This window comes from Acinetobacter sp. RF15B (assembly GCF_007558235.1).
In the GTDB taxonomy this organism is placed as follows: Bacteria; Pseudomonadota; Gammaproteobacteria; order Pseudomonadales; family Moraxellaceae; genus Acinetobacter; species Acinetobacter lwoffii_C.
On the sequence record NZ_VLSR01000005.1, the window covers coordinates 59217 to 71813 of the forward strand.

The following is a 12597-nucleotide window of genomic DNA, read 5'->3' on the forward strand; positions in this document are numbered from 1 at the left end:
GTTTTCATCCTATCTGAGATTTTTATGAAGACAACTGTTTTTTTTGAAGTTTATAGCTTGTGGTATAGTTTTTGACCAGTGCTATGGAACTCATTTTTCATCTGGGTCAGTCCAGACTCAATCTCTGCTTGGCCAGCTGCTTGCTGACTGGCATAGTCACGAACATTCTGGGTGATTTTCATTGAACAGAACTTTGGACCACACATTGAGCAGAAATGCGCTGATTTATGCGCCTGTTTGGGCATGGTTTCATCATGCATACTGCGCGCGGTATCCGGATCCAGACTCAGGTTAAACTGATCTTCCCAACGGAATTCAAAACGTGCCTTGGACAAGGCATTATCGCGGGCTTGAGCACCTGGATGACCTTTGGCCAGATCGGCTGCATGCGCTGCAATTTTGTAGGTAATAATGCCATCTTTGACATCTTTCTTGTTCGGCAGGCCCAAATGCTCTTTGGGGGTCACATAGCACAGCATCGCCGTACCGTACCAGCCAATCATGGCCGCGCCAATTGCTGAGGTAATATGGTCATAGCCTGGTGCAATATCGGTGGTTAAAGGCCCTAAGGTATAAAAAGGCGCTTCTTTACAGACTTCGAGCTGCAGGTCCATATTCTCCTTGATCATATGCATAGGAACATGGCCCGGGCCTTCAATCATGACCTGTACATCATGTTTCCAGGCACGGTGAGTCAGCTCTCCCAAGGTTCTCAGCTCGGCAAATTGAGCTTCGTCATTGGCATCTTGAATACAACCAGGGCGCAGGCCATCTCCCAGACTAAAGGAGACATCATAGGCCTTCATGATTTCACAGATCTCATCGAAATGGGTATAGAGGAAGTTTTCCTGATGATGGGCCAGACACCACTGCGCCATGATTGAACCACCGCGAGATACGATACCGGTTAAGCGATTTGCCGTCAGCGGTACATATCTCAAAAGCACGCCAGCATGAATGGTGAAATAGTCCACACCCTGTTCGGCCTGTTCAATCAGGGTATCTTTAAAGATCTCCCAAGTCAGGTCTTCAGCCACGCCGTTGACTTTTTCCAGTGCCTGATAGATTGGTACGGTTCCGATCGGCACTGGAGAGTTACGGATAATCCATTCACGGGTTTCATGGATATTCTGTCCGGTGGACAGGTCCATAATCGTATCTGCCCCCCAGCGTGTCGCCCAGGTCATTTTCGAGACTTCTTCTTCAATACTCGAACCGAGTGCAGAGTTGCCGATATTGGCATTGATTTTCACCAAAAAATTACGTCCGATAATCATCGGCTCGAGTTCCGGGTGATTAATATTGGCTGGAATGATTGCACGGCCTTCCGCCACTTCTTGACGGACAAACTCCGGAGTAATTTCGGTGAGATTTTTTGCTCCAAAGTTTTGTCCCGGATGCTGGCGCATATCCACGCCTTCAAGCTGACGCAGATTTTCCCGAATCGCGATATATTCCATTTCCGGCGTAATGATGCCCTGTTTGGCATAATGCATCTGGGTCACGTTCTGGCCAGCTTTGGCACGGCGCGGTTTTTGAATATGGGCAAAACGGATTTCGGCCGTGCGGATGTCACGCAAACTCTGGCGGCCAAATTCAGAACTGAGCTGATCCAGCACTTCTGTATCATTACGCTGCTTGATCCATGGTTCACGTACATTTGGCAAGCCTTTATTCAGATCAATCGCCACATTGGGATCTGTGTAAACACCCGAGGTGTCATACACCATCAAAGGGGGATTGCTTTCATTGCCGGTACGGGTTGGGGTTTCACTTAAAGAGATTTCCCGCATGGGAACTTGAATATCGGGACGTGAACCTTGTAAATAGACTTTACGTGATGCTGGCAGAATACGGGTCAGGTCGCGAGCTTCCTGTTCATGCTGGCTTAGGGGAGTTTCAGAAGAAAGATTCGTTAACTGGTTCATTGTCATGATCCTTATGAATGACATCAACGAATCAAGCACGACCAAAAACGTGGGCGGTATTATCCTGTGCAGGATAAAAAAGGCTGGGGTTTTTAGATGGCTTGATTCCTACGCAGGTTTTAACCTGATCAGGTTCAACGGTACTCATGTTCACTGCCAGTCGAGGATTGGCATTACATGATCTCAGCGAGGGACTACTCGCGCTCCGTCAAGCGAAGCTTAATCTTAGCGCAGTTGGCGTCTAAAAAGTAGCTTTAAATCAATGGCTGCAAGTTTGAACAACAGAAGCTATTTTTATGTAACCGACTCTAAAGACAAATGGCATCTCGAAAGCAGTTTTTTTCATAATTCTGTGAGGGCGGGCTGATCTGGGCATAATATAAAATCTGTTCGGCCTCGGAGCGGTTACGATAGTTTTCCGGCAGCGCCTGCTGACGCTGTTCAGCACTCATGTCTAAAAACTCCAGAAATAATCGTGCCTGCGTAGACAGCGTCGATTTCTGACCGCGTGACAAGCCGATAATGGTTTCCAGATGACTGGTATCCACGCTATAACGGTCCCGATAATCTGCAGACACTGGAGAGGCTTCAGTGCCGCGGAACAAGAAGTAGGTATATTGTTTGAGGAGGTATTTCGCGTCCTGTGTATAGCTGCTCTGCGGGTAGGTCTGGAGATAGTCTTCCCAGAACAGGCCACGTGCGGCAATATCTGCTGCCTCAATCTGGAGCCGGTTGTTGATCAGGACCGGTTCGGCATTCTGTTCTGCCAGATTCTCAATAAAGGTTTTTTCAGGCGCCGGTAAATAAGGGGCAAAAATACGCGCCAGATATTCCGGACTGCGGCGATAATGCAGCTGACCATCTCCAAGATCCAGCAATTCTACATAGGCTTGCCCTTTATGTTTTAACAGGTACTGGTCACGCGAGGTCAGCTGTTCAAAATGACTCTGCTGAATGGTTGGATGTTGAGCCATTTCCAGGGAATATTGCTCAAAGGCGCGTTGCTGGAATTCGGTACGTTCAACATTTAAAAAGCGCTGATACATCTCGGTTGAATGTTGCATCAGGTGTTTCTGCTCGGTCAGCTCCATCAGTGGCAGACACACTTTCAGGTCCTGATTAATCTGCTCCAGCGCAAAGGTAGTGCGCTGATCATTAATCTGGGCCATATTTTTTTCAATATTCTGGCACATGAGCGTAAAATCATGTTCCGGACTCAGCGTGGCTTTAAGCTCCGCCTGTTCAATTTCAAGCTGCGGTTCTGAAGGCTGCTGACATGCTCCTACGAACAGCAAACTGCTCAAAACTAAACCATATTTGAATATTGACTGGAATCGCGTTAACACTATGTTTACGTACTCTTTGCGGTGAAAATCAGAAATGACTGCTTTAGCGGGAATTCTATTGTATAGATCAAATTAAAATACTATGTTTAGTATTGTGAACGGCTTTGTTAAGCGGATGTGAAGGATTCTGAAAGTTGAAGGAATCTTGAATAAAATCGTCGTTCTATATTAAAAACTTAATAAAAGTTATACGTAATCATTCAAAAGAAATCTTTAGTATTCTGGGGAACAGAAAGGCCTGGAATTGGATAATTTTAAGGGCGGTTAGGGGTAAAGACGAATAAAATGAAATTAAAACTCATTGTGAGTGCCTGTTTATGCTGTGCAAGTTTCGAGCTGTGGGCACTGGATTTACTTGATGCCTATCAGCGCGCCCAGCACAATGATCCCAACTGGCAGGCCAATGTCTTGCAGTATCAGGCCGATCAGCTGAATCTCGGAATTGCCAGCGGGAATTTACTGCCGACTGTCACGCTTTCAGGCAATCTCAGCCGTAAAAACCAGTCTGTTAATCACTCGCAGATTGAGGGGCTTCCCGCTAATTTTGGCGAGTTACAGGGGGCTAGTACCACCAGCCGCCAGATTGCAGTTACTGCACGGCAGCCTTTATTTCGCTGGGATGCCTGGCAGGGCTATAAGCAGGTCAAAACCTCGGTAGAGCTGAGTGAAGTCAATTTACGCCTGCAAAAACAGCAGCATATTTTACAGGTCGCTGAAGCCTATTTTAATGTCCTGCGCCAACAATCCCTGACCATGGCCTATTTGCAGGAAGAACAGGCTCTGTTAGAACAGTTGGGCATCATGACGGCCAAGCTCAAAGAGGGGCTGGTGGCCCGCAGTGATGTCAGTGAAGCCAATGCCCAATATCAGAGTGCCCAGGCCAACCGGATTTCAACCCAGGTACAGCTGGTGCTGGCTCAGGAACAGCTGGCTCAACTGATTGGGCCTTATCGCGAGAATCTGGCTGTGTTGAGGGAAGATTTCCAGTTCCAGAAGCCCATTCCGGAGAGCATTGATGCCTGGGTTGATCTGGCTCAGCACCAGAACCTGGGAATTCTGCAAGCGCGTCTGCAAAAACGTTATTCTGAAGATGCCAAGCGGGTAGAACAGGCAGCGCTTTATCCGCAAGTCGAGGCGGTGGGAACTTATGGCTATTTAAAACAAACCCCTGAAACTGTTCTGTCGAGCAATGGCGATTTTGATCAGATCGGCATAGAAGTAAACTGGAATCTGTTTAGCGGTGGCCGTACCCAGAAAAGCATCCGCCAGGCCGGTGTCAATGTACAGAAAAGTGCCTCCCAGCTGGAGGCTGCCATGCGTAAGGCCCATACCGAGGTGAAGCAGTCTTATTTACAGGTAGAAACCGATCAGGCCAAACTCAAGGCCCGTCAGGCTGCGATGGAGTCCTCGGAAATGGTCTCACGCGCATCCCGTGCCCAATATGAGGAAGGCTTAAAAGCCATGGTCGATATTTTACTGGCCCAGCGTAATGCTTTCTCGGCCAAAACCGATTATCTGAATGCCAAATATGACTATGTGCTGCATGTCCTGCAATTACAGGCATCGGTCGGGCAACTGACAGAAAAACAACTGGCAGAAATCAATGCCTGGCTGGTGGAGTATCCTTAGGCTCTGTTGATATGGCATAAATACATGGCTTTTTGATTTGTCATCAAACTTTCATCAAAGATATGCTTTAATATTGATCCATTAACGATCACTGCTGTGTGCTGTTCAGGAGTAAATATCCTTGAGTCCAAATAATCCTGTTTTAAGTCATCACATTTCTTCGCAATTTAATGAGGATTTGCAGGATGTGAATACCAAATTCATGACCATGGGCGGAATGGTAGAGCAACAGGTGGCCAATGCGATTCATGCTTTGCTGGATACAGATGCCGCGATGGCTATTGATGTACAGTTTCAGGACAATGTGGTCAATCGCCTGGAAAGTGAAATTGATGAAGCGCTGACCCTGATTCTGGCACGCCGTCATCCTGCGGCAATTGACCTGCGTATGGTGATTGCCATGTCCAAGGCCAATACCGACCTTGAACGTATTGGAGATGAGGCTGCAAAAATTGCCCGTATTGCCCAAAGCTTATGTGAAGAAGGCGGCTCACCACGTGGTTATATGGAAACCCGGCATATTGGTAATCAGGTGCGTGTCATGATTCATGATGCACTAGATGCGTTTGCACGGCTGGATGTTGATCAGGCCCTGCGAGTGATGCTGGCGGATGGGGATATTGACCGTGAATATCAGTCTGCAACGCGTACCTTGATGACCTATATGATTGAAGATCCGCGACATATTAGTCGGGTAATTAATGTCTTATGGGTATTACGCTCACTAGAACGAATTGGTGATCATGCGCGCAATATTTCAGAGCAGGTCATTTATATGGTCAAAGGCTTTGACGTACGTCATGCCAGTGTCGAAGAAGTTGAGCAACGTGTGCGTTAAGCCTATTCCATCAGGTAGATGTAAAAGGCCTGCTTGAAGCAGGCTTTTTTGATCTTAGATTAAAAAAAAAAGAACAGCTTCTTAGTGTTTCAGAGTTTTTAAATTTTAAAGATTTCAAACCTAGATGTCAGATTAACACTTGACAGGGTGAGCCTAAAGAAAAACAAAAAGATAGATGGCCTTAATAATAAGGCTATTTCAGAATAGGCGGAAGCTGTTGTGAGCATATGGGGGAATGTTTTAGATCTATACAGAATAAAAAATCACACCCTGTTTCAATAAATATGAGCTTTATTGAAGATGGTCGGACATATCAGGTTTAAAAATAAGACTATATTTGTAGGGGGGTATTTTATAGGGGGGATAAAAATACAAGCGATCACCCTGAAATTTATTTTTCAGCCAAGCTGAAGTTGGTTATCACTTTTATGGGCTGGATTATCAATATCACTCTATATCCGGGGAGCGGATTATGCGGTTTTAACCGCTGCCTGACTGGATAGGAAATGAAGGCTAACAGTTTAAGTTCACTATAGAACTCTGTTTCTTCAACCAATTGAATGCAGGGCAGGAATGAAAGGGACCACTCCGTGCATTGGTATAGCTTGAAGCAAGTGGGTTAAAGACTGGCTGCTCCCCAGCTTAACTATGCGTCTCTTCTTCTGCATCCTCTTCAAAGGTTCTGGCAATTTTTTCAATATTCAGGCTTTTTGCCATCGCATCAAAAATCTCTTTATAGACCCCATTTTGATGATAGAGCTGATCATGTTCGCCATGTTCTGCAATCATCCCCTCTTTCATGACATAGGTATAATCCGCATCGATGATTTGCGACAGGCTATGTGAAATGATAATCACCGTCCGGCCCTGTTTAATCTGATCCAGACTGTGTTTGATCTGTTCGGTTGCAATTGCATCCAGACTTGCCGTGGGTTCATCCAGAAAAATAATGGGTGGGTTTTTCAGGAACATGCGTGCCAGTGCAATACGCTGCTGCTGTCCACCAGAAAGCTGCAAAGCATCCGATTCATAGGCTTGTGGTAATTGTAGGATCTGCTCATGAATGGAAGCTTTCTGGGCCGCCTGAATGACCTCTTCCAGTCGAGCATCGGTTTTCCCATACCGGATATTGTCAAAAATAGTACCTTGAAAAATATGATTTTTTTGCAGAACCAGACCAATATGATCACGCAGATACTGGGTGTCATAGTCTTTTAAATCAATTCCATCGAGTAGGATCTGGCCTTGCTGCGGTTCATAAAACTTGTCCAGCAGGCTGATCAAGGTCGATTTTCCTGCGCCCGACAAACCGACCAGGGCGGTAATGGTATTGGGCCGGATTTCCATTTCAATTTCTTTGAGGGCATGATGCCCATTCGGATAATAAAAATTTACACCGCGCAGTTTAAAATGACCCTGAATAGGCGGTCTTTGCTGGCCACTCTGTTCAATTTCATGATCAGCTTCCAGAATATTAAAAAAACTTTCCGAATAAATCATGGCATCGTTGACCTCATCATAAATCCTGTGCAGGGAGCGAATGGGGGCCGATACATTATTAAAGAGCAGCACATGAAACATGATCATGCCGATACTCATCTGCCCATCCAGAACAAAATAGGAGGTCAGAATAATAATCAGCACAATGCCAATCTGTTCGATAAAGGTCTTTAAGCCATCAAACAGAAAGCTGGTCTGACGGGTTTTCATTTGATTGTCAGTCAGTTCACGTTGCAATTTTAACTGCTTGTCTGATTCAATCGCTTCGCGGTTAAAAGATTTAATGACCGTAATTGAATTGATAATGCTCAGAATCCCCTGGCTCTTTTTCTCCCGGCCATCCCGCAGGTTGCGGCGCCAGCCACCGAGCTTTTGTGCCTGTTGATAAGTCAGCCAGAAATACACCGGTACGATCGCAGTCGCCACCAGCCCGACATAAAAATTGGCATAGTACATCAGTCCCAAAGCCACAATTGCACTGGTAAATAAAGGCAAAATATCAATAAAAAAAATCTGTACCAAACGGGTCAGGGAGCCGATCCCGCGATCAATCCGGGTCTGTAATTTTCCGGCCTGATTATGGTCCTGATTAAAAAAAGCCAGACGATAGGTCAGAAATTTTTCAATAATGCCCTGCGCCAAGTCCTGAGAGACAAAAATCCTTAACTTTTCTCCATAAAATTTCTGGCCGAACTGAACAAAGGCATTGATGATCTCCTTGCTAAGCAAAATGATGGAAATAGTGATAAGAATGTGCCAGCCTTCATCCAGCCCCTGGCCGGTTTCCAGAAGGCGGTTGATACTATCGACTGCATATTGCAAGGTAATCGCATTGACCTGTGCCGTAAAGGAACCAATCAGGGTCAGGATCAGGGTGGCAATCACCAGCACACGATAAGGCCGGACAAAAGGCCGCAATTTGAGAAATAGTTGCCACAAATTCATAAGCAATTATTTTTATTGTGGAAGTGGGTTTAGTCTAGGCAGGATTTTGCAGGCTCACAAGGGGTCATGTTGTAGTGATTTGTGACATTGGATTGTAAATTTTTCGTTGCAGTATCAATATTTTAAGCAATGACAGAGGTGCATCGAAATGACAAAGGATTTATTTTCTGCAGTGCCCCAAGCAAATGTATTGCCTTTTGATGGTGTGGTGGAGGACTATGGCCAGATTCTGGATGAGCACCAGAGCCAGCAGTATCTGCAGGAATTTTTAGCGCATCTGGCCTGGCAGGCGGATGAGGTTACTATATTTGGCCAGCATTATATCACCGGGCGGAAAGTGGCCTGGTATGGTGATCAACATTATCAGTATCATTATTCTGGTACTTCCAGACGGGCACATGCATGGATGCCCCAATTGTTGGAGCTAAAACAAAACATTGAGGAGTTGGCCGGTCATGCCTTTAATTCCTGTCTGGCGAATCTCTATGCAGATGGTTCTCAGGGGCTGGGCTGGCATAGTGATGATGAAGCTGCTTTATACAGCACCCATCAGCAGGAAAATGTGATTGCTTCTTTGAGTTTGGGCGCCACCCGAAAAATGAGTTTCAAGCATAAAACTTGTGATACCAAAGTCGATCTGTTATTGCAAAGTGGTCAGTTAATCGTGATGCGCGGGATGACCCAGCGTTACTGGAAGCACTGCATCCGCAAAACTACCAAAGTGCTAGAGCCGAGAATTAACCTGACGTTTCGTTATTTTTATACGTGATTAATCCTTTAAAGATAATCAGGATTTTATTGCAGATAATTGGGCACTGTGCCCGGTATGGAACTATCTACCGGACACCATGATGAGGACTTAAGGTTGAATTCCAGCTGGATGACGATACCAGCTCTCAATCAGCAAGGCAGCTGCAATGCTGTCTGCCGACAGTTTCTTGCCGCGACCCTGCGCCTGGTAATGATCCAGTTCATCCCGTGCTTCGCGAGTGGTGAGGCGCTCATCGACCATCAAGGTCTGAATATTGGTCTGATGACGTAAACGGCGGGCAAATTTGCGTGCGCGTATCGACAGCTCGGACTCGCTGTCATCCATATTTAAAGGTAGACCCACCAGAAAAAGATGCGGTTGATGGGTTTTTACAATGTTTAATAAGGCTGCCCAGTCGGGAATGCCGTCTTTCATTGGAAATAAAGGCAGGGGATGGGCACTTTCAATCAGGGACTGACCTGCAGCCATGCCCATTTTTTGGGTACCAAAATCAAAGGCCATAATGGTTTGAGATGCTAAATCAGGCATGGCCAATCTCGGAAGAAAACCAGCTACGATCTACACCGATCTTTTTATAAGCTGCATCCCAACGGTCGTCATAGGGCAGATCAAAAATCAGATCCATATCGGAATCGCAAATTAGCCAGTCACCACGCGCAATTTCTTCTTCCAGCTGATGCTTGCCCCAGCTCGCATAACCGAGTGCAATCTGGTAACGGCCTACACCTTCATTATGCGCAATGGCATCTAGAATATCTTTGGAGGTGGTAATGCAGACATTTTCTCCCACAGCAATTGAAGAGTGCCAGGTTGGCTGGCCGGTATGCAGAACAAAACCGGCTTCAGGGCGTAAAGGTCCACCTTGCAGTACTTCATGCGGGTTGACGTTATCCGCTTCTATATCCAGATCATTCAGCAATTCTTTAATCTGAATACCCGTCGGTCGATTAATAATAATCCCCTGTGCGCCATCTTCATCGTGGCGGGCCAGATAAATTACGGTATGGGCAAAAAAATCGTCATTTGCATGGGGGGGAGCAATCAGACAACGATGAGCCAGATATTGTTTAGTCACCTGAGCAATTCTCCTTGAAATCAATTTCTTTGCAGAGAAATCCTATGATATTCATTATTACGTTACTAGAGCTTTGTCAATTCACCAACTGTTTTTTGTGATGACCGTCATTTCTTAAACCTGCTGAAACTTTAACTGCCGTAACTGCCGTGCATGCTGCAAGGTGGTTTCATTAATTTCCACACCGCCAGTCATTCTAGCAAGCTCTTGAATAATATCATCTTCTTTTAGGTCGATAATTGTACTGCTGGCCGGATTGGTCTGACGCTTTTTCACCAGCAGATGCTGGTCAGATTGTGCTGCTACCTGTGCCTGATGGGTAATACACAGAATTTGTACATGTTGTGCCAGATCAGCCAGTAAACGTCCCACCACTTCTGCGGTTCCACCACTAATGCCGACATCAATTTCATCAAAGACCAGTACTTCGGCTTCAGTTTTTTCGGCATTCATCACCTGCATGACCAAGGCAATACGCGACAGTTCACCACCTGAAGCGACCCGTGCCAAAGGTTGGGCCGGAATGCCTTTGTTGGCAGTAAACAAGAGCTGGATAAAGCTCAGGCCTTCACTGGAGGGGTGCTCTAAAGGCTCAAACTTAAATTCAAAATGTGCCTCCGGCAAAGCCAGCAGCTTGACTTGCTCGGTCAGTTTTTTTGCCAGGGGTTCAGCCGCCTCACGGCGAATCTGATCCAGATGCTGGGCTTTGTTCAGGAACTCCTGATAAGAGACTTCGACCTGCTCCGCCAGAGTTTCCGGATCTTCCAGCTGATGCAACTGTTCCAGCTCGGCCTGCCAGGTTTCATACTCTTCTTTGAGCAGCTCAGGCTGGGTGCGGTATTTACGTGCTAAACGGTGAAACACTTCCAGCTGGAGGTTTAATTCTTCCATCCGCGCTGGATCAAAACTTTGCCGATCCATAAACTGGCGTAAATTCGCCGTCGCATCTTCGAGTTCACTTTGCGCATTCAGTAAAGAGGTATATATGTCAGAGAGCTGTTCACTGCGGCCAGCATGGGTTTCCATCCGCCGTAAAATTGAAGCCAGTTCCTGAGAAATATTCTGTTCGCCTTCATCCAGGCCAGTCAGGCTGTAGACACAATCCTGCATAATAGCTTCATGGTGTGAGAGACGGTCAAATTCCTGTTCAATTTCCTGATAATCCGTCTGGATGACTTCTTCGAGCTCTTCGAGTTGTAACTCCAGCGTTTCCATGCGCTGCTTACGCGTTGCCTGGGCATCTAGAGCTGCCTGATGTTGCCGGATATTTTTTTGCCAGCTGCTGTAGGCATCCCGTACCTCCTGAGCAGGCGCATAGAAATTGCTGTAACGGTCTAGCCAGTGTTTAGGATAAGGTGGTTCCAGTAATTGCTGCTGGCTATGCTGGCTGTAAAGTTGTACCAGCAAACGGCCAATTTCTTTGAGCTCAGACAGGCTGCTGGGACGGCCATTAATCCAGGCCTTACTGCGACCGGTGGCAAAAATCACCCGGCGTAAATGGATTTCGCCTGACTCATCATCTAGTTCATGCTCTTTTAACCAGATTGCCTCAGGGCTGTTTTCCTGATAGCTAAAGGTGGCGGTTACATCTGCTTTTTCTGCGCCATACCGCACATAATTGGTGTCGGTTCGCTCACCCAGGCAGGCCGACAAGGCATCCAGTAATAAGGATTTTCCTGCGCCGGTCTCGCCAGTAAGAACGTTAAAACCTTGTTTAATATCAATAGCAAGATGCTCGGCCAAAGCAAAATTGATCAGAGTTAAATGTGTCAGCATAAACGCATCCGGGCTGCGAAAAGTTTGAATGAAATAGCAAGTAGGTTGCTCTACTATAGCAACACGGCTGTTATTATAAATCAGGATAGATCGCTTTCATTCTATCTTAAATTTTAGTGACTAATACACGCTTATTTGATCGTGTTGTTCTGCATCTTCAGATTTGACTGCAGAAACTTATTAATTTTTTTCATATATTTGACATGAAGAAAACTTAATTTAGGGCCTGAAGTGAATGCGGAGGCTGCTTAATGAGGGGGAAAATCACCGGTTGAGCGGGAATTTACTGCAATAAAATTGTCAATGGCACAGGCAGCCTCCGAGGGCTGAAGAATTTCATTCAAGTCCGACAAACTTTGATTGATTAGTTGTAGGGGCACATTTAAACTACAACAATCAAAATATTACAAAATGCTTTATCTGGAGAAATCGCATGTCAGCGCAGTTTGATCATGTATCTGTACTTAAAAAATCAAATGTGTATTTTGGCGGACTATGCATCAGCCATGTGGTGCAGTTTGAAGATGGCACCAAAAAAACCTTAGGGGTAATTTTACCTTCAGAAAATGCATTAACATTTGAAACGCATGTCCCTGAGCGCATGGAAATCATTTCAGGTGAATGCCGCGTGCAGATCGGCGACAGTGAAGAAAAAGAGCTATTTCGCGCGGGTCAGTCTTTCTATGTAGCCGGCAACAGCCGCTTCAAGATTGAAACAGATGATGTGCTGGACTATGTTTGCCATTTTGAAGGCTAAATACACCGCAAGATGAGCTGTAACCGATCAA

General features: G+C 45.9%; 10 protein-coding genes and 1 riboswitch. Of the genes, 4 read left to right on the forward strand and 6 right to left on the reverse strand.

Going from position 1 to position 12597, the window contains the following annotated elements:
* Window positions 1-50: 50 nt before the first annotated feature.
* Together thiC and E2K74_RS05190 are read right to left on the reverse strand one after the other, a co-directional pair.
* Window positions 51-1928: a phosphomethylpyrimidine synthase ThiC gene (gene thiC / locus E2K74_RS05185; protein ID WP_151206641.1), complete on the reverse strand. Its 1878-nt coding sequence runs from the start codon at window positions 1926-1928 to the stop codon at window positions 51-53.
* Between the two features lie 88 nt (window positions 1929-2016).
* Window positions 2017-2146, reverse strand: a riboswitch (TPP riboswitch).
* Window positions 2147-2236: 90 nt separating this feature from the next.
* The gene (locus E2K74_RS05190; protein WP_151206642.1) at window positions 2237-3274 is read right to left on the reverse strand and encodes a hypothetical protein; all 1038 of its coding nucleotides are present in this window, start codon (window positions 3272-3274) and stop codon (window positions 2237-2239) included.
* A gap of 285 nt (window positions 3275-3559) precedes the next feature.
* Here E2K74_RS05190 and E2K74_RS05195 point away from each other — a divergent pair, with 285 nt between their 5' ends.
* Together E2K74_RS05195 and phoU are read left to right on the forward strand one after the other, a co-directional pair.
* The gene (locus E2K74_RS05195; RefSeq protein WP_151206643.1) at window positions 3560-4903 is read left to right on the forward strand and encodes a TolC family outer membrane protein; all 1344 of its coding nucleotides are present in this window, start codon (window positions 3560-3562) and stop codon (window positions 4901-4903) included.
* Window positions 4904-5024: 121 nt separating this feature from the next.
* Window positions 5025-5741, forward strand: coding sequence for a phosphate signaling complex protein PhoU (phoU, locus tag E2K74_RS05200; RefSeq protein WP_151204033.1), 717 nt, complete (start codon window positions 5025-5027; stop codon window positions 5739-5741).
* A 642-nt stretch (window positions 5742-6383) separates the two neighbouring features.
* On the opposite strand, the gene E2K74_RS05205 is transcribed toward phoU, so the two are convergent.
* On the reverse strand, window positions 6384-8186 hold the full coding sequence (locus E2K74_RS05205; protein ID WP_151206644.1) for an ABC transporter ATP-binding protein: 1803 nt from the start codon (window positions 8184-8186) through the stop codon (window positions 6384-6386).
* Window positions 8187-8334: 148 nt separating this feature from the next.
* Here E2K74_RS05205 and E2K74_RS05210 point away from each other — a divergent pair, with 148 nt between their 5' ends.
* A complete protein-coding gene (locus E2K74_RS05210) occupies window positions 8335-8955 on the forward strand; it encodes an alpha-ketoglutarate-dependent dioxygenase AlkB family protein (protein ID WP_151206645.1) in 621 nt (206 codons plus the stop codon).
* A 90-nt stretch (window positions 8956-9045) separates the two neighbouring features.
* Here E2K74_RS05210 and ruvX read toward each other — a convergent pair whose 3' ends face one another.
* From ruvX to recN, 3 genes are all read right to left on the reverse strand, one after another.
* A complete protein-coding gene (gene ruvX, locus E2K74_RS05215) occupies window positions 9046-9486 on the reverse strand; it encodes a Holliday junction resolvase RuvX (RefSeq protein ID WP_151206646.1) in 441 nt (146 codons plus the stop codon).
* Window positions 9479-10033, reverse strand: coding sequence for a YqgE/AlgH family protein (locus E2K74_RS05220; protein WP_151205574.1), 555 nt, complete (start codon window positions 10031-10033; stop codon window positions 9479-9481). The genes ruvX and E2K74_RS05220 overlap by 8 nt, the downstream gene beginning before the upstream one ends.
* Before the next feature lie 114 nt (window positions 10034-10147).
* Window positions 10148-11809, reverse strand: a complete 1662-nt coding sequence (gene recN / locus E2K74_RS05225) for a DNA repair protein RecN (RefSeq protein WP_151206647.1) — start codon at window positions 11807-11809, stop codon at window positions 10148-10150.
* Window positions 11810-12242: 433 nt separating this feature from the next.
* Here recN and E2K74_RS05230 point away from each other — a divergent pair, with 433 nt between their 5' ends.
* A complete protein-coding gene (locus E2K74_RS05230; RefSeq protein WP_151205572.1) occupies window positions 12243-12566 on the forward strand; it encodes a pyrimidine/purine nucleoside phosphorylase in 324 nt (107 codons plus the stop codon).
* Window positions 12567-12597 lie beyond the last annotated feature (31 nt).

What these genes read in the sequence shown, in the direction of transcription:
- recN (WP_151206647.1), bottom strand. Translation starts at nt 11,809, where the DNA reads ATGCTGACACATTTAACTCTGATCAATTTTGCTTTGGCCGAGCATCTT.
- E2K74_RS05205 (WP_151206644.1), bottom strand. Translation starts at nt 8,186, where the DNA reads ATGAATTTGTGGCAACTATTTCTCAAATTGCGGCCTTTTGTCCGGCCT.
- ruvX (WP_151206646.1), bottom strand. Translation starts at nt 9,486, where the DNA reads ATGCCTGATTTAGCATCTCAAACCATTATGGCCTTTGATTTTGGTACC.
- E2K74_RS05230 (WP_151205572.1), top strand. Translation starts at nt 12,243, where the DNA reads ATGTCAGCGCAGTTTGATCATGTATCTGTACTTAAAAAATCAAATGTG.
- thiC (WP_151206641.1), bottom strand. Translation starts at nt 1,928, where the DNA reads ATGAACCAGTTAACGAATCTTTCTTCTGAAACTCCCCTAAGCCAGCAT.
- E2K74_RS05210 (WP_151206645.1), top strand. Translation starts at nt 8,335, where the DNA reads ATGACAAAGGATTTATTTTCTGCAGTGCCCCAAGCAAATGTATTGCCT.
- E2K74_RS05195 (WP_151206643.1), top strand. Translation starts at nt 3,560, where the DNA reads ATGAAATTAAAACTCATTGTGAGTGCCTGTTTATGCTGTGCAAGTTTC.